The 20,210-nt window shown below is 59.1% G+C and carries 25 protein-coding genes; 11 read left to right on the forward strand and 14 right to left on the reverse strand.

Going from position 1 to position 20,210, the window contains the following annotated elements; translation table 11 throughout:
* Positions 1–65 precede the first annotated feature (65 nt).
* A complete protein-coding gene (locus AGR1_RS04915; RefSeq protein ID WP_080790517.1) occupies positions 66–722 on the forward strand; it encodes an invasion associated locus B family protein in 657 nt (218 codons plus the stop codon).
* A 92-nt stretch (positions 723–814) separates the two neighbouring features.
* Here the strand turns inward: AGR1_RS04915 and hspQ are convergent, their stop codons facing one another.
* The 4 genes from hspQ to AGR1_RS04935 all read right to left on the reverse strand — a co-directional run bounded on the left by hspQ (position 815) and on the right by AGR1_RS04935 (position 4,071).
* Positions 815–1,144 carry a heat shock protein HspQ gene (hspQ, locus tag AGR1_RS04920; RefSeq protein ID WP_080790519.1) on the reverse strand — a complete coding sequence of 110 codons (330 nt, stop codon included), beginning with the start codon at positions 1,142–1,144 and terminating at the stop codon, positions 815–817.
* An 88-nt stretch (positions 1,145–1,232) separates the two neighbouring features.
* Positions 1,233–2,153, reverse strand: coding sequence for a DMT family transporter (locus AGR1_RS04925; protein ID WP_149146335.1), 921 nt, complete (start codon positions 2,151–2,153; stop codon positions 1,233–1,235).
* A 98-nt stretch (positions 2,154–2,251) separates the two neighbouring features.
* On the reverse strand, positions 2,252–3,661 hold the full coding sequence (gene glnA, locus AGR1_RS04930) for a type I glutamate--ammonia ligase (RefSeq protein ID WP_080790523.1): 1,410 nt from the start codon (positions 3,659–3,661) through the stop codon (positions 2,252–2,254).
* Between the two features lie 71 nt (positions 3,662–3,732).
* Positions 3,733–4,071 (reverse strand): P-II family nitrogen regulator, encoded by a 339-nt coding sequence (locus tag AGR1_RS04935; protein WP_003515720.1) that lies wholly within the window; start codon positions 4,069–4,071, stop codon positions 3,733–3,735.
* On the opposite strand from AGR1_RS04935, the gene AGR1_RS29490 reads away from it, so the two are divergent.
* Together AGR1_RS29490 and AGR1_RS04940 are read left to right on the forward strand one after the other, a co-directional pair.
* The gene (locus tag AGR1_RS29490) at positions 4,070–4,288 is read left to right on the forward strand and encodes a hypothetical protein (RefSeq protein ID WP_187772043.1); all 219 of its coding nucleotides are present in this window, start codon (positions 4,070–4,072) and stop codon (positions 4,286–4,288) included. The two genes, AGR1_RS04935 and AGR1_RS29490, sit on opposite strands and share 2 nt — an antisense overlap.
* 140 nt (positions 4,289–4,428) lie before the next feature.
* On the forward strand, positions 4,429–5,904 hold the full coding sequence (locus tag AGR1_RS04940; protein ID WP_149146336.1) for an NAD(P)H-hydrate dehydratase: 1,476 nt from the start codon (positions 4,429–4,431) through the stop codon (positions 5,902–5,904).
* A 60-nt stretch (positions 5,905–5,964) separates the two neighbouring features.
* Here the strand turns inward: AGR1_RS04940 and AGR1_RS30140 are convergent, their stop codons facing one another.
* Entirely contained in the window at positions 5,965–7,005 is a 1,041-nt protein-coding gene (locus AGR1_RS30140) for a GlxA family transcriptional regulator (protein ID WP_077982085.1), read from the reverse strand.
* 270 nt (positions 7,006–7,275) lie between these two features.
* The gene (locus AGR1_RS04950) at positions 7,276–7,494 is read right to left on the reverse strand and encodes a hypothetical protein (RefSeq protein ID WP_149146337.1); all 219 of its coding nucleotides are present in this window, start codon (positions 7,492–7,494) and stop codon (positions 7,276–7,278) included.
* A gap of 125 nt (positions 7,495–7,619) precedes the next feature.
* On the opposite strand from AGR1_RS04950, the gene AGR1_RS04955 reads away from it, so the two are divergent.
* Positions 7,620–8,558 carry a LysR family transcriptional regulator gene (locus tag AGR1_RS04955; protein ID WP_170985519.1) on the forward strand — a complete coding sequence of 313 codons (939 nt, stop codon included), beginning with the start codon at positions 7,620–7,622 and terminating at the stop codon, positions 8,556–8,558.
* A 96-nt stretch (positions 8,559–8,654) separates the two neighbouring features.
* Here the strand turns inward: AGR1_RS04955 and AGR1_RS04960 are convergent, their stop codons facing one another.
* Positions 8,655–9,575 carry a methylenetetrahydrofolate reductase gene (locus AGR1_RS04960; RefSeq protein WP_080790529.1) on the reverse strand — a complete coding sequence of 307 codons (921 nt, stop codon included), beginning with the start codon at positions 9,573–9,575 and terminating at the stop codon, positions 8,655–8,657.
* A 92-nt stretch (positions 9,576–9,667) separates the two neighbouring features.
* Positions 9,668–10,444 carry a formyl transferase gene (locus tag AGR1_RS04965; RefSeq protein ID WP_077982088.1) on the reverse strand — a complete coding sequence of 259 codons (777 nt, stop codon included), beginning with the start codon at positions 10,442–10,444 and terminating at the stop codon, positions 9,668–9,670.
* Positions 10,445–10,636: 192 nt separating this feature from the next.
* Between AGR1_RS04965 and AGR1_RS04970 the strand changes: the two genes are divergently transcribed.
* Both AGR1_RS04970 and AGR1_RS04975 read left to right on the forward strand, forming a co-directional pair.
* Positions 10,637–10,798 carry an entericidin A/B family lipoprotein gene (locus tag AGR1_RS04970; RefSeq protein ID WP_004442283.1) on the forward strand — a complete coding sequence of 54 codons (162 nt, stop codon included), beginning with the start codon at positions 10,637–10,639 and terminating at the stop codon, positions 10,796–10,798.
* 105 nt (positions 10,799–10,903) lie between these two features.
* Positions 10,904–11,668 carry a phosphodiester glycosidase family protein gene (locus tag AGR1_RS04975; RefSeq protein WP_149146338.1) on the forward strand — a complete coding sequence of 255 codons (765 nt, stop codon included), beginning with the start codon at positions 10,904–10,906 and terminating at the stop codon, positions 11,666–11,668.
* 9 nt (positions 11,669–11,677) lie between these two features.
* On the opposite strand, the gene AGR1_RS04980 is transcribed toward AGR1_RS04975, so the two are convergent.
* Entirely contained in the window at positions 11,678–12,028 is a 351-nt protein-coding gene (locus AGR1_RS04980; RefSeq protein WP_080792873.1) for a hypothetical protein, read from the reverse strand.
* A 270-nt stretch (positions 12,029–12,298) separates the two neighbouring features.
* Positions 12,299–12,688, reverse strand: coding sequence for a hypothetical protein (locus AGR1_RS04985; protein ID WP_162927339.1), 390 nt, complete (start codon positions 12,686–12,688; stop codon positions 12,299–12,301).
* On the opposite strand from AGR1_RS04985, the gene AGR1_RS04990 reads away from it, so the two are divergent.
* Together AGR1_RS04990 and AGR1_RS04995 are read left to right on the forward strand one after the other, a co-directional pair.
* A complete protein-coding gene (locus tag AGR1_RS04990; protein ID WP_080790536.1) occupies positions 12,687–14,090 on the forward strand; it encodes an L-serine ammonia-lyase in 1,404 nt (467 codons plus the stop codon). The genes AGR1_RS04985 and AGR1_RS04990 overlap by 2 nt on opposite strands.
* 65 nt (positions 14,091–14,155) lie before the next feature.
* Positions 14,156–14,590 (forward strand): DUF1489 family protein, encoded by a 435-nt coding sequence (locus AGR1_RS04995; RefSeq protein ID WP_020012781.1) that lies wholly within the window; start codon positions 14,156–14,158, stop codon positions 14,588–14,590.
* 82 nt (positions 14,591–14,672) lie between these two features.
* On the opposite strand, the gene AGR1_RS05000 is transcribed toward AGR1_RS04995, so the two are convergent.
* On the reverse strand, positions 14,673–15,281 hold the full coding sequence (locus AGR1_RS05000) for a transglutaminase-like cysteine peptidase (RefSeq protein ID WP_149146339.1): 609 nt from the start codon (positions 15,279–15,281) through the stop codon (positions 14,673–14,675).
* A 292-nt stretch (positions 15,282–15,573) separates the two neighbouring features.
* Here AGR1_RS05000 and AGR1_RS05005 point away from each other — a divergent pair, with 292 nt between their 5' ends.
* Positions 15,574–15,810, forward strand: coding sequence for a hypothetical protein (locus AGR1_RS05005; RefSeq protein WP_246669627.1), 237 nt, complete (start codon positions 15,574–15,576; stop codon positions 15,808–15,810).
* Positions 15,811–15,992: 182 nt separating this feature from the next.
* Here AGR1_RS05005 and AGR1_RS05010 read toward each other — a convergent pair whose 3' ends face one another.
* Together AGR1_RS05010 and AGR1_RS05015 are read right to left on the reverse strand one after the other, a co-directional pair.
* Positions 15,993–16,610: a PilZ domain-containing protein gene (locus tag AGR1_RS05010; protein WP_149146340.1), complete on the reverse strand. Its 618-nt coding sequence runs from the start codon at positions 16,608–16,610 to the stop codon at positions 15,993–15,995.
* A gap of 183 nt (positions 16,611–16,793) precedes the next feature.
* Positions 16,794–17,351, reverse strand: a complete 558-nt coding sequence (locus AGR1_RS05015; protein ID WP_162927508.1) for a PAS domain-containing protein — start codon at positions 17,349–17,351, stop codon at positions 16,794–16,796.
* A 354-nt stretch (positions 17,352–17,705) separates the two neighbouring features.
* On the opposite strand from AGR1_RS05015, the gene AGR1_RS05020 reads away from it, so the two are divergent.
* Positions 17,706–18,443, forward strand: a complete 738-nt coding sequence (locus AGR1_RS05020) for a rhomboid family intramembrane serine protease (RefSeq protein WP_149146341.1) — start codon at positions 17,706–17,708, stop codon at positions 18,441–18,443.
* Positions 18,444–18,597: 154 nt separating this feature from the next.
* Entirely contained in the window at positions 18,598–19,032 is a 435-nt protein-coding gene (locus AGR1_RS05025) for a CBS domain-containing protein (protein WP_149146342.1), read from the forward strand.
* 150 nt (positions 19,033–19,182) lie between these two features.
* Here AGR1_RS05025 and AGR1_RS05030 read toward each other — a convergent pair whose 3' ends face one another.
* A complete protein-coding gene (locus AGR1_RS05030; protein ID WP_080790549.1) occupies positions 19,183–20,124 on the reverse strand; it encodes a patatin-like phospholipase family protein in 942 nt (313 codons plus the stop codon).
* Positions 20,125–20,210: the final 86 nt, after the last annotated feature.

The following is a 20,210-nucleotide window of genomic DNA, read 5'->3' on the forward strand; positions in this document are numbered from 1 at the left end:
TACCGCCATCGGCGAACAGGATCTTGCGGTTCTGTTCTGGCAGACATTCAGGAGACGGAACTCTTATGATGCACAAGGCAAACACATTCACCCGGACAGCTCTGTCCGCTCTGGTCCTTTCTCTCGGCGCAATGTCCGCTCCGGCAATCTCGCAGGCGCAGGATGCTGCTCCCGCCGCTCAGGGCTCTGGCGCACCGCCGCTCGGCTGGTTCAAGACCTGCTCCAAGCAGGAAGACAACGACGTCTGCGTCGTGCAGAACGTGGTTCTCGCCCAGAACGGCCAGATGATCACCGCTGTCGGCCTCATCACCGTTGAAGGTAAGGTCAACCGCAAGCTGCTGCAGGTTTCCGTCCCCACCGCGCGTCTCATCCCTCCGGGCGTGATGATGCAAATCGACGGCGGCAAGGGCCAGAAGCTCGACTACGCCGTATGCCTTCCCGACAAGTGCACGGCCGAAGTTCCGCTGACGGACGCCATGATCGCTTCGCTGAAGAAGGGCAACGAGGTGGTCTTCACCTCCATCAACTTCCGCCGCGCGCCGAACCCCATCAAGATTGCGCTCACCGGTTTCACCGGCGCTTTTGACGGTCCGGCCATCTCGCAGTCGCAGCTTGCCGAAAGCCAGCGCAGCCTGCAGGAAGGCATGCAGAAAAAGGCTGAAGAGGCCCGCAAGAAGCTGGAAGCCGCACAGGATGCCGCCAAGGGCGCGCCGAAGCCCTGATCGCAGCGTAAGCTTCAGGAACAGAAAAACCGGTCTGGCGACAGACCGGTTTTTTTATGTCCCGGGGAGGGCGGGAGAAAGTTGGAGTGGCGTCAATGCGCCGTCGACATTTTGGGTCGCCATTCGCCGTTCGGCGCCTTGTCGAAGATGCGGCCGATATTGGGATTTCTCAGCGGCGTCTCGTTTTCGTCATGGACGAGGTTCTGTTCGGAAACGTAAGCGACATATTCAGTCTCCTCGTTTTCAGCCAGAAGATGATAGAAGGGCTGGTCGCGATCCGGCCTGATTTCCGCGGGGATGGCGTTCCACCATTCCTCGGTATTGGCATATTCCGGGTCCACGTCGATTACCACACCGCGGAACGGAAACACCTTATGGCGAACGATTTCGCCAAGCATGAATTTTGCGTCTCTTTGTTTCATGGCATGTACTTCCTTTCCCAATACTAGTTGGTATCGGAATGCGAAATATCAAGACCTAGCGGTTTGGGCGCCTGTCCGCCGTCCGTGTTCAGCGCTTTTTGCCGATGGGCGCGGTGGCGATGATGACGCCGCCGGTGACCAGCACGATGCCGATGGCGTGATAGGTCTCGAAAGTCTCCCCCAGGAACAGCGTGGCCATGAGGATCGAGACCGGCGGCATCATATAAAGCGTGACGCCAGCCGTGGCTGGGCCGAAGACACGCACCGTGTGAGTAAAACAATAGAAAGCGAGAAGCGAGGCGAACAGGATGATGCCGCCGATCTTGGCCCAGGCCATTGGGGTGGCGGGCAACATGCCGCCCTGCGCCAGTTCCAGCGCCGCCGGCGGCAGAAGCACGAGCGCGCCGGAAAAGGCGATCAGGCCGAAAAGGCTGAAAGAGGCCATCTGTCGCGCGGCGGGATCGCGCAGCAGCAGCGAGTAGATCGCAAAGGCGATGGCTGCGGTCAGGATCGCGAAATCGCCAATGTTGAAATTCAGGCGCCAGAGGGCGGACACATCGCCCTTCAGCACGATGGCTGCCACGCCGGCAAAGGCGATGACCATGCCAGCCACTTCGAGCTTGCGGATCGGGCGGCCCTGAAAGACGCGCTGGAACAGGATGATGAACAGCGACGACGTCGTATAGATCAGCGTGCCGTTGGCGGCCGTCGTCATGGTCAGCCCCCAATAGACCACGCCGCCGCAAATTCCCATGCCGAGAATGCCGAGGACGAGCCAGAGCAGCGTTTTCCGCCGCACGAAAGCAAGGCAGTTGCGCCAGTCGGCGATCATGAAGGGGGCGATAATGAGGGTCGAGCCGATCCAGCGAATGAAGGCGGCGATGAACGGCGAGACTTCGCCGACGACGCCACGGCCGAAAATGACATTGCTGGAGAAAAAGAACGGCACCGCCAGAAAGATGAGCCAGTCCGTGAGGCGCGTTTGCTGAGAGGCTGGCTTGTTCGACATTCTTCGCAATGATGGCTGGGCTTCAAAAGAAAACGGCGGCTTTCCGGGGAAAACCGCCGAGATGGATCGAGCGCCCCCTGGAGCGCTCGCAGGGCCGATCAGGCCGAGTAGTACATGTCGAATTCGACCGGGTGAGGGGTCATTTCGAAACGCATGACTTCCTGCATCTTCAGTTCGATGAACGAGTCGATCTGGTCGTCGTCGAACACGCCGCCGGCGGTCAGGAACTTGCGATCCTTGTCGAGGCTTTCGAGCGCTTCACGCAGCGAGCCGCAGACGGTCGGGATCTTCTTCAGTTCCTTGGCAGGAAGGTCGTAAAGGTCCTTGTCCATCGGCTTGCCGGGGTGGATCTTGTTCTTGATGCCGTCAAGGCCGGCCATCAGCATGGCCGCAAAACCGAGATAGGGGTTCTGGGTCGGGTCCGGGAAGCGGACTTCGACGCGCTTTGCCTTCGGGTTGGAGCCGAAGGGGATACGGCAGGAGGCAGAGCGGTTGCGCGCGGAGTAGGCGAGCAGAACCGGCGCTTCATAACCCGGCACCAGACGCTTGTAGGAGTTGGTGGTCGGGTTGGTGAAGGCGTTGATTGCCTTGGCGTGCTTGATGATACCACCGATGTAATAGAGGCAGGTCTCGGAAAGACCGGCATATTCATCGCCTGCGAAGGTCGGCTTGCCGCCCTTCCAGATGGACTGGTGAACGTGCATGCCCGAACCGTTATCACCGAAGATCGGCTTCGGCATGAAGGTTGCCGTCTTGCCATAGGCATTGGCGACCTGATGCACGACATATTTGTAGATCTGCATCTTGTCGGCGCTGGAGACCATCGTGTCGAACTTCACGCCCAGCTCGTGCTGTGCGGCAGCCACTTCGTGGTGGTGCTTTTCGACGACGACGCCCATTTCGGCCAGAACCGTCAGCATTTCGGAGCGCATGTCCTGCAGGCTGTCGATCGGCGGAACCGGGAAATAACCGCCTTTGACGCGCGGGCGGTGACCGAGGTTGCCGGTTTCGTAGTCGGTGTCGTCGTTGGAGGGCAGTTCCGACGAATCCAGCTTGAAGCCGGTGTTGTAGGGATCTGCCTTGTACTTGACGTCGTCGAAGACGAAGAATTCCGGCTCGGGGCCGACGAAAACGGTGTCGCCGATACCGGATGCCTTGAGATAGGCTTCGGCCTTCTTGGCGGTGCCGCGCGGGTCGCGGTTATAGGCCTCACCCGAGACCGGGTCGAGAATGTCGCAAAGGATGACGAGGGTGGACTGGGCGAAGAACGGATCGATATGGGCGGTGGCCGGATCGGGCATCAGCACCATGTCGGACTCGTTGATGGCCTTCCAGCCGGCGATCGAGGAGCCGTCGAACATGACGCCATCGGCGAACATGTCTTCGTCCACACAGACAACATCCATGGTGACGTGCTGCAGCTTGCCCTTGGGGTCGGTAAAGCGCAGGTCCACGAACTTGATGTCGTTATCCTTGATCTGCTTCAAGATATCGTTTGCGGTCGTCATTTAAACATTTTCCTTGAGTGTGATGATGACGAGGTGAAAACCCAAGCCTCCCCGGCTCGGGACGTTCTTGATTATATGGCGTCCACGCCTGTTTCACCGGTACGGATGCGGATGACTTCCTCGACATTGGAAACGAAAATCTTTCCGTCGCCGATACGTCCTGTCTGGGCCGCATTGCGGATCGCCTCGATGACGGCTTCCGCATTCTCATCCGCCAATACGACTTCGACTTTCACTTTCGGCAAAAAGTCCACAACGTACTCCGCACCGCGGTAGAGTTCCGTGTGGCCCTTCTGACGACCAAAGCCTTTTGCTTCCGTGACCGTGATTCCCTGAAGTCCGACTTCCTGAAGGGCTTCCTTCACTTCATCGAGCTTGAAAGGCTTGATGATCGCTTCGATCTTTTTCATGAGAAAATATCTCTCCGCTTCTCCCGTTAAAGCAGGTAACTCCCGCTCTGCCACAAGAATGCACGTATTGTGCCAGATCGGAAGCGGGCTTGAAGAAAAAACTTCGATCCCCCGCCTTTCCGGCACAAAATGCATTCGCTTTTTGCGCTTTTCCAGCCAATTTCTCGCCGAAACCCGAAAAATCGACCAGCATTTATCCGCATTTGTATTGTTTTAGGAATCTTTAATATTTGAAAGCGCGCAGATGTGGCTTGTCTTGATTGTCTATATTTTGTGCATTTGATTATTATTTCGCCGCATCAAATTGCTTATTTTTGTATCGATTGCCTTTTCGGCGTTTTGAAGGGATGATCGGGCATGAAATTCCTGTCTCCGTTTTCCCTTTTCGATCCTGCTGCGATGGCCCTTATCGATGCGGCGGCCGGGCAGTCCGGCATTCCGCTCTATGATCTGATGGAGCGGGCGGGTCAGGCGGTCGCCTCTTCCGCGTTGCGGCACTATCCACAGGCGCTGCGTTTCGTCGTGCTCTGCGGCGGCGGCAATAATGGCGGCGATGGTTATGTGGCGGCGCGGGCGCTTCTGCACAGCGGAGCGGTCGTCGCGGTTCATCATCTCGGCGATATCGGTGCGCTCAGGGGCGATGCGCGGACGGCATTCGAGCGAAGTGGCATGACGCCGCTGCCGCTCGGCGACTATAGGCCGCTTTCGGGCGACGTGGTGATCGACGCGGTATTCGGGGCTGGATTGTCCCGCGATGTTCCGCAGGAACTTATCCGCGTGATCGAGGCGGTCACGCAGGCGAAGGCACCGGTTCTCGCCGTCGATCTGCCCTCGGGTCTCTGCGGCAGACGGGGCGTGCCTCTCGGCGCATCGTTCAGGGCTGAGCGTACGGTGACCTTCATGGCGCGCAAGCCGGGTCATCTGCTGATGCCGGGGCGGGCGCTTTGTGGAACGCTCGAGGTGTTCGATATCGGCATTCCGTCCCGTATCCTTGACGCCCACGCGGGAGCGTTGGCGGAAAATAGCCCATTGGTCTGGCGGGATGCCTTGCCTCATGCCGATATGGAAACCCACAAATTCCGTCGCGGGCACCTGACCGTCTTTTCCGGCCCGGCCCATGCGACGGGTGCAAGCCGCATGACCGCGCTTTCTGCGTTGAAGGCGGGGGCGGGGATCGTCACCATCGCCGCGCCGAGGCAAGCGCTCGACGAGCTGTCCGTCACGCTGACGGCGGTGATGAACACGCCGGTGGACGATGCCGACGATCTGCTGTCGTGGCTGGATGATAGGCGTCATGGCGCTTTCGTTCTTGGCCCGGGTTTCGGCGACCTCGAAAAGGCGCGGCAATACGTATCCCTGCTTGGAGACAAGGCGGTGGTGCTGGATGCCGATGCAATTACGGCTTTCAGCGATCATAAGGAGGCCCTGTTTGCGCGCGTCGGGTCGGGCGCGGGCAAATTCGTGCTGACGCCGCATGAGGGAGAGTTTGCGCGACTGTTTCCCGATCTTGTCGCCGACAAGATGTTGAGCAAGATCGAGAGGGCGCAGATCGCCTCGGCGCGCAGTAGCGCGGTGCTGGTCTATAAAGGTGCGGACACGGTGATTGCCGCACCCGACGGCCGGGCGCTGGTCAACACCAATGCGCCGGCGAGCCTTGCGACGGCTGGATCAGGCGATGTGCTGGCCGGCGTCATCGGCGCGCTTTTGGCGCAGGGTGCGCCGGCCTTCGAAGCGGCAGCGGCCGGGGTCTGGCTGCATGGCGAGGCCGGCCATAGGGCAGGTGACGGCATGACAGCGGAGGACCTTGCTCATGCGGTCCGGCCGTTTTTGTGAACTGTTTTCCGGTTGAGGCCAGGCGCGTACCATCGCGCCTGGGAGGTTAGAGCCGCCGTCTCAATGCGCGGCCTTGCCCGCCTGATTCGCCATCGCCATTCTCGATGCGCTGATCAGGAGCTTGCGTTCGGCGCGCTCCTGCTGCGGGGTGCGGTTATAGATTTCGCGATAACACTTGGAAAAATGCGAGGCGGAGACGAAACCGCAGGCGACGGCGACTTCGACCACCGGCATGGCCGATTGCACCAGCAGGTGGCGGGCGCGGTCGAGGCGGATTTCGAGATAATAGCGGGCGGGCGAGCGACCCATCTCCTGGCGGAAGAGGCGTTCCACCTGCCGGCGCGAAAGATCGGCGGCGTCGGCGATGTCGAGCAGCGACAGCGGTTCGGCGAGATTGCCTTCCATCAATTCGATGATCGACAGGACCTTGCTGTTCTGGACGCCGAGGCGGGCGCGCAGCGGCAGGCGCTGACGGTCATTGGGGCTGCGCACCCTGTCGGTCAATTGCTGTTCGCAGACGCGGTTGACAAGGTTTTCACCGAAATCCTGGCCGATCAGGCTCAGCATCATGTCAAGCGAAGCCGTGCCGCCGGCGCAGGTGTAGATGTTGCTATCGACTTCGAAGAGGTCGGCATAAACTTCCACCTGCGGAAAGGCCTCGGAAAAACCGGGCAGGTTCTCCCAGTGGATTGCGCAACGCTTGCCGTTCAAAAGGCCGGCCTGTGCGAGAATATGGGCGGCGGTACAGAGGCTGCCTATGGCGATGCCACGATTATAGGCTTCGCGCAGCCAGGCGTTGACGGACTTGTTGATGTGCTGGTCCACATCGATGCCCGAACAGATGATCGCCATTTCCGGACGGTTTTCGCCGCTGACGTAACGCCGCTCATCGGCAAGACAGGTGTCGGCCTCCAGACAGATGCCGCTTGATGACATGACCTTCTGGCCATCAAGCGAGGAGAGGCGCCACTCATAGGCCTGATAGCCCAACATTCGGTTGGCGATGCGAAGCGTTTCAACCGCTGCAGCGAATGGCAGCATGGTAAATTGCGGAATGAGAAAAAAGACGATTGAGCGTTTCTTCTGGGAGTTCCTGCTCATTTGCCCGTGCTCCGTTGCGAATACGCAATTCCTCTCTTGGAATTGGTCTTCTGGATGTCCTGCCTACGACATCTTTAACGAAAAATACGCCGTGGAATCGGGGCTGTCAAAAAATCGCTTTTGAAATATGCAAATTTTGCGACAAGTCTTAAAAAAGGCGGTGTGTCGCATGTAAAACAGGCAGGCTGTTTTGCGCGCGCATCCTTGCATTAGAGGGGTTGGCGGGGATGGCTCGCATGTCTGAAAACGTTGCGAGCCATCGGTTGAATGTCATCTGCGGATGACGTTTATGCGGCTGTTGTCCGTCGTTGGCCATCCGATATCCTTCAATGTTTCAGGAGGCAATGCTTCCAGTGCACGAAGCATTTTTTCGCGACGCCATGCGGCATAACGGGCGGAAACATGGTCGAACAGGCGATGAAGCCAGCCGCTGGATGACGGACGGCGCGAGAAACGGTTCGCCACCGGGAGATAATGTATCATGGTCATGTCTTGATCCTTTCCTGAACCACGATCCTGCTTGCGATTTCTATAGTCGCCGCCGACGAGGCTCGATGCTCCCCGTCAATCGATGTCCCGGATGGTGCGCGCTTGTTGACATTCAATCAAACGAAATGATATCCATCTATAAATCAAAATATTTGAAGGTGCGTGCCATGACCGTGACTTTCCGCCAGCCGCTGCCGTTGCTGGATAACGACATATTGAGAACCTTCGTCGCCATCGCGGAAACGGGAAATTTCTCCACCGCCGCGGAAGTGGTGTTCAGAACGCCTTCCGCCGTTTCCATGCAGATCAAGAAGCTCGAAGAGCAGTTGAAAACGACGCTTTTTCTGCGCGACGCCCGCTCGGTGACATTGACGGCGCATGGCGAGACACTTCTGACCTATGCGCGGCGGATGATTGCGCTGTCCAACGAGGCCGTGTCTCGTTTCGTCATGCCCGAACTTTCCGGCGTCGTCCGTCTCGGCGCGCCGGAAGATATTGGCGAGCGCGGCCTGCTGCCGGGCATTCTCAAGCGCTTCGCCGAGGCTTTCCCCGGCATCATGATCGACGTCACCATCGATTCCAGCTCCAATCTCTACAAGCGCATGGATGAGCAGAGGCTCGATCTCGCCCTCGTCAACTGCGCCTCCCATCCCTTGCGGGATACGGGCGAGGTGCTGATGCGCGAGCGGCTTGTCTGGGCAGGCGCCAAATGCGGCGCCGCTTATCTGCGCGATCCGCTGCCCATCTCCATCTGGGAAGACGGCTGCATCTGGCGTTCGGAAGCGATTAATTCGCTGGAAAAGCGAGGGCGCAATTTCCGGGTGGCCTATCTCAGCGGTCATACCATGGCGCAGCGTGCGGCGATTGTCGCCGATCTCGCCATTGCGCCGCTGCCGCGATCTTATGTGCAGAACGACATGGTCATTCTGGGCGAGAAGGAAGGCCTGCCGGAGCTTGGGTGTTTCGATATCCGCCTGATCATGGGCGACAAGGCGTCCCGTCCTGTTCTTGCCGTCGCTGAAAGCATTCGCAATGCGTTTCTCGAGGTTGCCAAGGCGGCTTGAGGTCTCGGGAGTACGCGGCGGCCAGAATGGCAGCTTTTAGACAGTTCTGGCGCATTTCCGGACGGAAAACCGGGGTCCGCTTTTCCCGGAAATGCTTTAGCCAGCCCTTGAATCCGGCGATGCAGCACGGTCCGCTGCGCCGGTTTGCCAGCTTCCACGTTTGACCAGCCAGTCGGCCGAATTCTGCAATCCGCCGAAGGGGAAGACGTGAATTTGCCGTATCGGCCCTTGCGGACTGGCCTGCCAGTGCCGCTCGATCGGCCCGACGATGCTTTCCGGCGAGTGTCCTCTGGCAAGCGTCGTCAGGGAAAGCGCGTTTTTCTTCAGATACGCAATGGAATTGCCGACGCCGCAGAGTGCTGCATATTTCAAGAGCGTCGTGATCTTGGCCGGGCCGGAAACGCCGATATGCACCGGAAGCTCAATGCCAGACGCGATAAGCCCTTCCGCCCAGGCGATGAAACGGGCGGGATCAAAGCCGAACTGCGTGACGATGCGCATTGCGGCATCGCTTCTCTCGGCAAAATCGCGTTTCAACCGGAGTGCGGCCATTGCCGTGTCGTCGTTGAAGTCCGGGCTGCCTTCCGGGTGGCCGGCGATAGCGATCTGATTTATGCCGCAACGGTCGAAAATGCCGGTGGACAACATGTCCATGCTGGATGCGAAGGGGCCGACCGGCCGTTCGACGCCGCCGCCGACAACCAGAACATCGGTTACGCCCGCTTCTCCGGCAAGCCGTCTGACCTGTTCCACAAACGCCGCGCTTGAAGGGATGCGTCGTGCTGCAAGATGCGGCACCGGCTCGTAACCAAGGTTGCGCAAATGTGCTGCGGCTTCAACGAGCCTATCCTGCGAGGCCGCTCCGGTGTCGGTGAGATAGACGCGCACGCCCTGCGGGAAAAGGCCGGCAAGGTCGCTCGCGCCAAGCACCTGCGCGGGCGAGGCTTCGATGGAGGCGGGAATGATGGGAGCAGCGGAAATATCGGGCAATTTGTGCGTGATCCTTTTTATTACCATGCACCTATTTTGCGGCGAAGTCTGTGCCCGTTGCGGCAAGACAGGCTTGCATCTGCGACGAAGCTCGCCCCCCAATTCATTGACGTGCGGTTTTACCAGATCCGTTTCGTCAGGCCATTCCATAGCCAGGTCCAGATGGTCGGCGGGAAGCGCAGTACCGATTTGCCGGGCGAGGGAGGCTGCGGCGCAAGGCTGCCGGAAAGGGCGTCCTCGATGGCGCTGACGGCGATGTCCACCGAAGCGGCGGTCAAGAGCAGCGGATAGGTGGCAATCGTGTCGGAAGGCGAGGGTTTCAGCCGCTTTTCGTAGAGCGTGGCGCCGGTATCCACACCCTTGTCGACCAGATGCACGGTCGCGCCGAAATTGCCGCGGTCCCTTTCCACCAGCGCCCAGTAACCGCCCATCTGGCCACGATATGCGGGGTTGATGCCGGCGTGGAAATTAATGACCGGGCATTGCAGGGCTTGCAGCGTGGCTGGCGTCAGCAGGCGGCAGGAGATGGTGAATATCGCCGCCGGTTTCAGCAGATTGGCGGCGTTGCGGCATTCTTCATCGTTGAGCGAGGCGAATTGCGTGACGGGAAGGCTGTGGTGGAGATCGGCGGAAAGACCGTGTTCGGCGATGATCTCAGCACTTCTACGCACAGTAAAGCGTTTGCCGAGCCGCGAGGCGATCATCGTCGCCATCTGGCCTGCGGCGATTATCCAGCCCAGTCGGCGCGCACGCCGCCGGAAAATCACCGACTTGCTTTCCGGCTGTTCCATGAAAACATGGATATCGGGAAATCGTGTCGCCAGCGCATTGATCATGACATTGGGGTTTGCGCCCCCCGCCGTCATCACCAGAAGCCGATTGTTGATGTCAGTCATATCACCCACGGGATTTTCCTAAGCCATGATCCAGATGCCGAGTTTCACGCGTGAACTTCAAAACCATGTTAATTTTCATCGACGGGATTTTTTGAAATGCCGCTGGAACCGTTTTTTCGGACTCACGTTATTGTGACGCATATCACATCGGCGCTTGCCTTTGGACGGCAAGTCATAGGGGAGTAGTTTCACATGATTACACGTATTCTTTCGACCGTTTTCGTGGCTTTGCTGACCGTTGTCACCCTGAGTTCCTGCGGCAACACCATTCGCGGCATGGGCCGGGATACGGCAAACGCCGTTGACGCGACGCAGGATGCCGGCCGCAGCGTGGACCGCGCAGCGCGTCGTTAATCGACTCCCCTCCCGGAAAGGCGTTGCCCGAAAACCAGGGCGGCGCCTTTTCTTTGACCGAATTTCCCTGCGAATGTTCGCCTGACGAGAATCAAAGGGGCGGGCATGATTTTATCGATGAAGAAACTGGCGCAGTTGCTGCTGCCGTTGCTTTTGCCATTTTCCGCGCAGGCCGGCGGGCAGGCGGATTTCTGCAAGGCCATCGACCATGCGGGTGGGCGCTATATCGTCTGCAGTTTCGATCCGGCGAAGAACACCATCCGTATTTATGATCGCGACCATATCTCCGGGCAGGGATATCGGAATTTCGCCGATCTTTCTTCAGCCCTGTGGCGCCAGCATATGTTCAGCATCTTCGCCATGAACGGCGGCATGTATCATTCCGACTATTCGCCGGTCGGCCTCTACATTGAAAATGGGGTGGAGCGCTCATCGATCAGCACGCGGGGCGGCTGGGGCAATTTCCACCTTCTGCCGAACGGCGTGTTTTATCTGAAGGGGGACAAGGCTGGCGTACTGGAAACCGACGCCTATATCGCGGCGGATCCGAAGCCTGATTTCGCCACGCAATCCGGGCCGATGCTCGTCATCGACGGCAAGCTGCATCCGCGTTTTCTGCCTGATAGCGACAGCCTGAAACGCCGCAACGGTGTTGGCGTCTCCCGCGACGGCGTGGTGCATTTCGCTATTTCGGAAAATACCGTGCGCTTTTACGATTTCGCTTCCCTGTTCAGGGATGTGCTGGATGCGCCGAACGCCCTCTATCTCGATGGCACAATATCCAGCGTCGATATTCCCGCGATGAAAAGGCGGGACTCGCTCTTTCCGATGGGGCCGATTATCGCCGTTGTGGACAGGGTGCCGGACTAGGCGGGCCGATCAGATCGGCGCCTTGGGATAGGCTTTTTCGAGACCGGCCGATGCCGTCAACCCCTTGCGGAAGGCGATATAGGCGGGGTGCTGGCTGGCCCTTGCGGTTTCGTTGATGCGAATCTGCAGCCGGGCAGGGGCATTGCCGCCAAGCCATTCGCCCGCCGTTTCCAGTTTCAGGCTGTTGAGGAAACGGGCATTGGCCTGCCGGTCGAGATAAAGATTGAGGCCGGCCAGCAGGTTTTCGTCCTGTAAGGCGTTTTCCATCAACAGCAGCATCCAGGCTTTATCCTCGCTGCCAAGCGAAGTGAGTTTCGACGCGACCGTTTCGCGATCAGGAAAGGAGGATGCCTGCTGCATGGAAAGACTCGCATCGTTGTCGTTGCCATCGTCGATAAAGCAGCAATCGCGGCCTTTCAAGAGTCGGCGCTTCGGCGAAAGAAATTCGACTCTAAGGTGTTTTGCCGCATGAGTTTTCAACAGGTGTTTGTGGGAAAGCTTTAAATAACGGTTACACTTTAGCCTAAATTGCGGCGATCGCTAAAATGGCGCTTAAACAGACATCGCGCTAACACCTTGTTTTTTCACATACCTATGCATACCGCGAATGGCAGCCTGTCAAAAACGCCTTCATTTAGCCGCTTTTTGCATTTGCCTTCGCCGCCGGATTTTAATAAATGCTTGGCTCAACGGGCCGGGTCTCGAAGATCCCCCGGAGAGTGAATAGCTGGAGTAATCATGGAAGAAACCGCTCAGAAATCCTGCTGGGGCGTCACCTTGCGCGCACTTGCAGGCTTTGCCGCTTTTCTCGCATTGACGTACATTTTTGGCAGCCCATAAGCACTTCTCCTGAATGACGGGTTTTGAAACGGCGCGGTTTTCCTCTGGAAACCGTGCTGTTTTCGTTTCCGGGACGCTCATGTCGCAGCTGCGCAAACCGCTGACGCTCTTTTGTGGCGATCCGTTTCGGCTTTGGATATGATGATGGTGGAATCCATTCTTATTCAGGGCGAACTTCATGTTTCTTTCGGTCTTCGACGTCTTCAAGATCGGTATCGGTCCCTCGAGCTCCCACACGATGGGGCCGATGACGGCGGCTAACCGTTTCCTGGCGCTGATCCTTAGCGATGACTGGCCGCGGCCGGCAGGTGCGGCCGTTGCGCAGCTGAAGGTCAGCCTGCATGGCTCGCTCGCCTTCACCGGCATCGGCCACGGCACCGGCCGTGCCGTCATCCTCGGCCTCACCGGCGAGCGGCCGGACCTCGTCGATCCCGATGCCATGGATGCGATCATCGAGTCGGTGGAAAAGGCCGGCGTCGTGACGCCGCCCGGCCATCCGTCCTATGTTTTCCGCTCGGCTGAAGATCTGGTCTTCGACAAGAAGAACCCGCTGCCCGGCCATGCCAACGGCATGACCTTTTCCGCCTTCGACAATCAGGGCAGGCTGCTCATCAAGCGCATCTATTATTCTGTTGGCGGCGGTTTCGTCGTGACCGATACGGAACTGGAGGCGATCAAACAGCGCGGCAAGACTATCGATAACGGTCCGCGCGTGCCTTATCCATTTGGGACGGCGCGGGAAATGCTGGATATGGCGGCCCGTTCCGGCCGCACCATCGCCCAGATGAAGCGCGCCAACGAGGAGACGGTGGTTTCCCGCGAGGAGCTGAACGAGCGTCTCGACCAGATCTGGGAAGCCATGAATGGCTGCATCGAGCGCGGTCTGAAAGTGGATGGCATTATGCCTGGAGGTCTGAAGGTGCGCCGACGTGCCCGCTCCATCTACGAAAAGCTGAATGCGGAATGGCGCAGCAACCGGCTGAATCCTGTCATGGCCAATGACTGGCTGAGCGTCTACGCGATGGCCGTGAACGAGGAAAACGCCGCCGGCGGCCGCGTGGTGACCGCGCCGACCAATGGTGCGGCTGGTGTCGTTCCGGCCACCGTCAGATATTTCCGGCATTTCCATGAGGATGCGACGATTGACGACGTGCGGGACTTCCTGCTGACGGCCGCCGCCATCGGCGGCATCATCAAGCACAATGCTTCGATATCGGGCGCGGAAGTGGGCTGTCAGGGCGAAGTCGGATCGGCTGCGGCCATGGCGGCGGCGGGTCTTGCCGCGGTCATGGGCGGATCGCCCGAACAGGTGGAGAATGCCGCAGAGATCGCGCTCGAACATCACCTTGGCATGACCTGCGATCCGATCGCGGGCCTTGTGCAGGTGCCCTGCATCGAGCGCAATGCGCTTGGCGCTGTCAAGGCGGTGACGGCGGCTTCGCTCGCGCTGAAGGGCGACGGCCAGCATTTCGTGCCGCTCGATGCCTGTATCGAGACCATGCGCCAGACCGGTAACGACATGAGCGAGAAATACAAGGAAACCTCCACCGGCGGCCTCGCCGTCAACGTTGTGGAGTGCTGAGCGGGCAGGGCGGCAGGCGTCGTGCAAATGCTTGACGCCTGTCGCAAAAAGGCATTGATAGGGGCATGCCTCTACATCTCATCAAACTATGCGTTGGCGCGGACTCAATCCAGGACTTGCGAGACTGGGTCGCGCATCGCGCGCTGACAGCAATTGCCGCTGGCCTTGAGCCGCATAGCGTCCATACCACCCGGATGATCCCAAAGCGCGTCGAGGAACTGCTGGAAGGCGGCTCTCTCTACTGGGTCATCAAGGGACAGGTGCAGGCGCGGCAGAAACTTCTCGATATCCGCTCCTTCAAAGGCGAAGACGGTATTTCCCGCTGCGATCTCATTCTCGGTCCGGAGGTTATCGAAACCTCACCCGCGCCGAAGCGCCCGTTTCAGGGCTGGCGTTACCTGAAGGACGATGAAGCGCCACGCGATCTCGGCGGCGGCGCGGGCGGCGAGGATATGCCTTCCGATCTCAGGCGGGAACTGGCGGAGCTTGGGCTGCTCTGACGCTCAACGGATCTGAACATGAAAAAGCCGGCATCCTTGCGGAGCCGGCTTTTTCGTTTGGGGAGACGGGTCGTTTGTTGGTTCAGTTGATGCCGCCGACCGCAGTGGTGGCGCGACCATCCTGAATTTTCACCCAGCGGCCGGGATTGGCGGTGTCCTGGCGCTTCAGATAGGTATATTCGGTTTCCGACCAGTTCATGACCTTGTTGCGCATGTTGTCGAGAACAAAATCGCCACGATCGGTGCGGATGGTCAGAACGGCGTGGCCTTCGCCATTCGGCTGCAGAACAACGGTGATCAACAGGTTGGAAGCGGAGAAGCCCTTGTTCATCAGCATCTTGCGCTTCAGGAGCACGAAGTCTTCGCAGTCGCCGACGGTGGTGGGATATGCCCAGCGCTCTTCGACGCCATAGATTTCCATGTCGGTCATCGGCGTGATGGTGGTGTTGACGGTGTAGTTGACGTCGAGCATCGTTTTCCAGCGCTCTTCGGTCAGCTTCATCGGGCCATTGTCCAGCGAGGTCGGCTGGCATTCGCTCTGATAGGTCTGGCAGAATTCATAGTGGCCGATCGGCGGATTGGCCTTGCCGATGACGCGCATGACGGCGGCCGGCGATGCGCTCGCTTGATGCGCGAAGGCGCTCACGATGAATGCGATCAGAGTGAAAACGAAACGGTTGTTCTTGTTCATTGCTTGTCTCCCCGTGGTGAGGAGACATTCGCAGGTATATTTTGACCCGGCGGAAATTTGCGAAGCGCAATTTGAGCTTAAATTTCAGCAAATTAGCCGCTGTTTTGAACTGTATTCGAACTAGTTTTTATGCATGTTTGAGGCAAATTTTATTACAATTTTACGCGTCTTGGCCTTAGGCTTTTGGTAGCTATCTAGATCGCTGTATTGACAGCGGTTTTCGGCGTCCTGCGGTTTCCGTGGTCGCGCGCGGTTGGCTGGCGACGCTTGGTGAAGAGGTGGGTTTCCCGTTTTGGGATGGCTGTTTCACGCTGGGACAGGTCGGAAAAAGCGACAAAAAAAATCAAAAAAACTGCATTTTTTCTGGAAAAAAGTTTTGCGGCGCGATTTTCGCGCCGTGGATGATCTGGCCAAGGGCGTAACATGTTCCGCCCCGCTCATCCTCTTTATCGACTTTGGCGTATCCTGGCCGGTCTGCCGCATGCCGTTGACGTCATGGCATAAAATGGAGTTCGGTCGCGAAAAGTGAGAATAAAGCACCTGACGCCAGGAGCGGCTGGTGAGCCCGATATGGCCGAAGACAGAGCATAGCCTGCCAAGGCGCCATCCGGGGGCCTTCGCAATCATGCGATTGGGGCGAGCGCAAACCGCGCCAAAAATGCCGCACGCATTCTTACGGGCGTAAAACCTGCCGTGTCCGGGGGGAGCTACTTAGAGAAATTCGATCAATGCGTCGGGCGACTGGACGCGGTCGAATTCGACGGCGACGCCTTCCATGAAGTGGCGCACCACCTTGCCGCTCATGTTCTTGCCGAGCTGGACCCGGCTTCCGAGCGGCGGCCGGTTTTCGATCTCGATTGCCGCACCCGACAGGGAAAGGTCGATCAGCCGGCAGGCGACGAGCACGCCGTCTTCCAGAACGAGCTGGGCTCTCGCATTGCGCGGCGTCAGGCGGTCGTGGCGGCGGTCTTCCGGCAGGCCGAGCAATTGACGTTTGGCGATCCAGGCGAGCTGCGCGGCGAGTTTTTCCCGCTTGCGCTCCGGCGCGTTGATGGCGATGAGGAATCCGGATGCGATGAGCGATGTCACCGTGCCTTCGATCCGGCCGATATGCTGGAGATAGGCGATGACGCGATCACCGTGGCGGGCAATGCCCGGGCAGATGAACTGCGCCCTTTCGGCGGTCATCTCGGTCGCGGTGCAATCATATTCTTCATGATCGGGCAACATCAGGCGGCCGGTGAAGGACACACGGACGGCGTCGTCGAGATGAGCTTCCTCAACCGGACGCAAGATTTGGGCGGTGTTGACCGAGCGGGACGAAAACATGGGCAGCGCAATTGTAATGAATGATGACGGTAAGTTTCTACCTTGCGCGAGTTAACAGACTGTATTGTTTAATCTCTACAATTTTTCTGATCGGCAATATCGTTACAGTTCTGACTTATTTTTTTGAGATTCCGGTGCTGCCGGACCTCTCCCGGAGGAGCTGAGAGCGTTGGAACAGGTCCGTCAGCAGCTTTCTGCGCGCGGGGTATCATCTGCCCTCTTGTTCAGCGGATACCCTGCCGGGGCGATGTCCAGACGCAGCAGGCGGCTGCTTTTCATGGACAGGCACTGGATGGGCGCGGCGAATTCGTGTCGCGGCCGCTCCGGAAGCAACGCCCCGAGCAACCTCGGCGCGGCGTCCGGATCCGTGTGCAACGGCAGGAGCAGCATTTCATATGCCTGCGGTGCGGCGCCATGGCTGTCCTCCGCCTCCAGATCGAAGACCACGGGCAACTGATGATGAAGGATGCCGCGCGCGACGCGGCAGGGGAAGACGGCATTTGCCGGATGCCACAGTTCCGAAAACGGGCGATCCCGCAATTCCCGGCCGAACAGGTCGCAAAGACGTGTACCGGCAAGGCGGAAGAAAGGGGTGTTCTCGCCCTTGTCCGTGAGGATAAAAAGATCGCCGAGGTGATGTTTCAGCTTTGCGGGATCGATGTCCTCGCGTCGCGGGGCGGATTGCTTGCCGCGCAATTCATCCCAATAGGCATATATGTCCAGTCCGGCCATGCTCTTCATAGCATCTCTCCATGTTCGTTTTTGGGACATCATGTCCATCCGAACGTCTGTATCTGGAGGTGTAGCGATTTTTGTGCCAAACGGATTTATTAAGGTTAACAAAGGGTTGATATTGAATGACGGCGGCGGTCGTGGCATCGGAGCGGCCATGTCGGGGAAAGCTCCGTCAGCACAATTCGATGGCGTCGCCTGTTATTTCAAGGCAAGCCCGCAAGCCGGACCGCCTGCGGCCCGGCGTCCTTGCCGATAACGGTTTGGGCGTCGCGCGCTTCGAAGGCGGGACGGCTTTTTTTTCGTTCGGGCTTCCTATATTGCTCGGGGAACGCAAAATTCGACCAAGACAGGGATGGGATCATGTCCTACGGGGACGGCGAACAGCCGCCGGTTTCGCAAACGACGGAGCCGAAAGACGACACGAACAATCCCGTCTTCAACTTGCCGTCGCTGCTGGTGGGCATTCTGGCCGCGCTGATCGTCGCTTACGTTGTTCCCGCCTATCTCCTTTCGGAGGAAGGCAACGGCTGGTTCATCTTCACCTTCGGCTTCATTCCGCTGCGTTATGCGGTGCCGTTTTCCCAGCAGGGACTGGAATGGCTCTGGACGCCGGTGACCTATTCTTTCCTGCATGGCGGTATCGAGCACATTCTCTTTAACGGATTGTGGCTGATGGCCTTCGGCGCGCCGGTTCTGCGCCGGATCGGAACAGTGCGCTTCGTGCTGTTATGGTGCATTTCCGCCGCCGTTTCCGCCTTCGGCCACGCGGCGCTGAACTGGGGCGATGTGACGGTGCTGATCGGGGCATCCGGCGTCGTTTCGGCGCTGATGGGGGCGGCCTGCCGCTTCGCTTTTCCTGCGCGCGGTGGATATAGCGCCTCCTTCGGGCATCTGATGCCGAGACAGAGCATTCTTGGTGCGCTTTCCAATCGCACCGTGCTGATCTTCACGCTGATGTGGCTGTTCGGCAATGTGCTGATTGCGGTCGGCGTGCCGCTGTTCGGCGATGTCGGCGGTGAAATTGCCTGGGATGCGCATGTCTTCGGCTTTCTGCTCGGCTTCCTGTTCTTCGGGCTTTTCGATCGAAGACTGGTCTGAGCCGATCACGCTCCTTGTCGGCCGTGGCGCAAATTTGCTTTCGCGCGTCCCATCCGGGATTGCATTCATGCCGACCTCAGCGCACCATATCCCCTGATTTGCAACTGCCGGGGGAGACTGCGGCGCTGCGGGTCACTGCAAAGAGGAGGAAGGCATGGCAACATTCGTAAAGGATCTTCTCGACCGCAAGGGCCGGGACGTCGTGACCGTCGGTCCGGAGGTCAGCATCGGTGAGGCGGCGGGAACGCTGCACGCGCACAAGATCGGTTCCGTCGTCGTGACAGACGCCGATGGCGTCGTTCTCGGCATCTTCACGGAGCGCGATCTCGTAAAGGCTGTGGCGGGCAAGGGCGCCGCCTCCCTCCAGCAATCCGTGTCGATGGCCATGACCAAGAATGTCATTCGCTGCCAGCACAATTCCACCACCGATCAGCTGATGGAAATCATGACGGGCGGACGCTTCAGGCATGTGCCGGTTGAAGAAAATGGCCGCCTTGCCGGCATCATCTCCATCGGTGACGTGGTGAAGGCGCGGATTGGCGAGATCGAAGCCGAAGCGGAGCAAATCAAGGCCTATATTGCCGGGTGATTTCGTTCGCGACGCGAATCACGTCCCTCATTCCTGTGCCCGTCACAGGAATCTAGTCAGCCCAAGTCCTTGGGCTGAAAGGAGTCCCTCCGCCACGCGGATGCGTCGGCTGGATTCGTGTGACAAGCACAGGGATGAGGGTCTCGCGCATCAGCGTCGGAATGCCTGCTGCATGCGCTCCAGTTCCGGAATGCGAGCGCGCGTTTCCTGGTATCCCCGGTCGATGGCTTCGCTGGCGCGGTGGAATTCCGAGAGGCCGATATCGTTGATGCGGGGGTGAAGCATCAGGTCGGGCGGGTCGCCCGCCAGGCGCGAGCGCGAAATCCTGTCCTGAATGATATTGAAGGCCTGCACCATGACGCCCGGCAGGCCGGGACGTGGCGGGCTTTCCACAGCCGGCGCAACGCCGCCATGCGATGGCGACGCGGAGTGCTTGACCACGGCGGAGCGGCCGAAAAGATCGTAATTCAGATTGACCGCGACGACCAGCGCCTGCTCATAGGCCCGGCAGACCGAAACCGGTACGGGATTGACGAGCGCGCCGTCGATCAACGTGCGGCCGTTGCACTGCACGGGTTCGAAAATGCCCGGCAGCGCATAGGAAGAGCGCAGCGCGGTGACGAGATCACCCTGGTGAATCCAGACCTCGTGGCCGGTACGCAGTTCCGTTGCGACCGCGATGAAGGGATGGTCGAGGTTTTCGACGCGCAGGCCTTCCAGATGTTCCTGCATGCGCTTGGTCAGCCGCATGCCGCCGAAGAGCCCACCGCCGCCGATGGTAAGATCGAGCAGGCCGGCAATGCGGCGCATCGTCAGCGAACGGGCGAATTCTTCCAGCTCATCGAGCTTGCCGGCGAGATAACAACCGCCGACCAGCGCGCCAATCGAGGTGCCGGCGATCATGCCGATCTTCACCCCGGCCTCATCCAGCGCCCGCAGAACGCCGATATGGGCCCAGCCGCGCGCAGCCCCGCCGCCAAGCGCGAGCGCTATGCGGTGCTTGTCGACGATCTGGGTGACGGGCGGTTCGTTGCCGAAGGCTTCGGGATTGCCAGCCGAAAGTTGATTGTGACGATTTCCCCATCCCAACATGACTGCACTCCCTGCCAGTTCCATAAGGCTCCGTCCTATCCCCGGAACCCGCTATATTGGTAGCAAATTGGTGCGGCCGATGGAAG

This window comes from Agrobacterium sp. B1(2019) (genome assembly GCF_008274755.1).
GTDB classification, from domain to species: domain Bacteria; phylum Pseudomonadota; class Alphaproteobacteria; order Rhizobiales; family Rhizobiaceae; genus Agrobacterium; species Agrobacterium salinitolerans.

What these genes read in the sequence shown, in the direction of transcription:
- AGR1_RS04915 (WP_080790517.1), top strand. Translation starts at nt 66, where the DNA reads ATGATGCACAAGGCAAACACATTCACCCGGACAGCTCTGTCCGCTCTG.
- hspQ (WP_080790519.1), bottom strand. Translation starts at nt 1,144, where the DNA reads ATGAAACAAAGAGACGCAAAATTCATGCTTGGCGAAATCGTTCGCCAT.
- AGR1_RS04925 (WP_149146335.1), bottom strand. Translation starts at nt 2,153, where the DNA reads ATGTCGAACAAGCCAGCCTCTCAGCAAACGCGCCTCACGGACTGGCTC.
- glnA (WP_080790523.1), bottom strand. Translation starts at nt 3,661, where the DNA reads ATGACGACCGCAAACGATATCTTGAAGCAGATCAAGGATAACGACATC.
- AGR1_RS29490 (WP_187772043.1), top strand. Translation starts at nt 4,070, where the DNA reads ATGAGAAAATATCTCTCCGCTTCTCCCGTTAAAGCAGGTAACTCCCGC.
- AGR1_RS04935 (WP_003515720.1), bottom strand. Translation starts at nt 4,071, where the DNA reads ATGAAAAAGATCGAAGCGATCATCAAGCCTTTCAAGCTCGATGAAGTG.
- AGR1_RS04940 (WP_149146336.1), top strand. Translation starts at nt 4,429, where the DNA reads ATGAAATTCCTGTCTCCGTTTTCCCTTTTCGATCCTGCTGCGATGGCC.
- AGR1_RS30140 (WP_077982085.1), bottom strand. Translation starts at nt 7,005, where the DNA reads ATGAGCAGGAACTCCCAGAAGAAACGCTCAATCGTCTTTTTTCTCATT.
- AGR1_RS04950 (WP_149146337.1), bottom strand. Translation starts at nt 7,494, where the DNA reads ATGACCATGATACATTATCTCCCGGTGGCGAACCGTTTCTCGCGCCGT.
- AGR1_RS04955 (WP_170985519.1), top strand. Translation starts at nt 7,620, where the DNA reads ATGATATCCATCTATAAATCAAAATATTTGAAGGTGCGTGCCATGACC.
- AGR1_RS04960 (WP_080790529.1), bottom strand. Translation starts at nt 9,575, where the DNA reads ATGGTAATAAAAAGGATCACGCACAAATTGCCCGATATTTCCGCTGCT.
- AGR1_RS04965 (WP_077982088.1), bottom strand. Translation starts at nt 10,444, where the DNA reads ATGACTGACATCAACAATCGGCTTCTGGTGATGACGGCGGGGGGCGCA.
- AGR1_RS04970 (WP_004442283.1), top strand. Translation starts at nt 10,637, where the DNA reads ATGATTACACGTATTCTTTCGACCGTTTTCGTGGCTTTGCTGACCGTT.
- AGR1_RS04975 (WP_149146338.1), top strand. Translation starts at nt 10,904, where the DNA reads ATGATTTTATCGATGAAGAAACTGGCGCAGTTGCTGCTGCCGTTGCTT.
- AGR1_RS04980 (WP_080792873.1), bottom strand. Translation starts at nt 12,028, where the DNA reads ATGCAGCAGGCATCCTCCTTTCCTGATCGCGAAACGGTCGCGTCGAAA.
- AGR1_RS04990 (WP_080790536.1), top strand. Translation starts at nt 12,687, where the DNA reads ATGTTTCTTTCGGTCTTCGACGTCTTCAAGATCGGTATCGGTCCCTCG.
- AGR1_RS04985 (WP_162927339.1), bottom strand. Translation starts at nt 12,688, where the DNA reads ATGAAGTTCGCCCTGAATAAGAATGGATTCCACCATCATCATATCCAA.
- AGR1_RS04995 (WP_020012781.1), top strand. Translation starts at nt 14,156, where the DNA reads ATGCCTCTACATCTCATCAAACTATGCGTTGGCGCGGACTCAATCCAG.
- AGR1_RS05000 (WP_149146339.1), bottom strand. Translation starts at nt 15,281, where the DNA reads ATGAACAAGAACAACCGTTTCGTTTTCACTCTGATCGCATTCATCGTG.
- AGR1_RS05010 (WP_149146340.1), bottom strand. Translation starts at nt 16,610, where the DNA reads ATGTTTTCGTCCCGCTCGGTCAACACCGCCCAAATCTTGCGTCCGGTT.
- AGR1_RS05015 (WP_162927508.1), bottom strand. Translation starts at nt 17,351, where the DNA reads ATGAAGAGCATGGCCGGACTGGACATATATGCCTATTGGGATGAATTG.
- AGR1_RS05020 (WP_149146341.1), top strand. Translation starts at nt 17,706, where the DNA reads ATGTCCTACGGGGACGGCGAACAGCCGCCGGTTTCGCAAACGACGGAG.
- AGR1_RS05025 (WP_149146342.1), top strand. Translation starts at nt 18,598, where the DNA reads ATGGCAACATTCGTAAAGGATCTTCTCGACCGCAAGGGCCGGGACGTC.
- AGR1_RS05030 (WP_080790549.1), bottom strand. Translation starts at nt 20,124, where the DNA reads ATGTTGGGATGGGGAAATCGTCACAATCAACTTTCGGCTGGCAATCCC.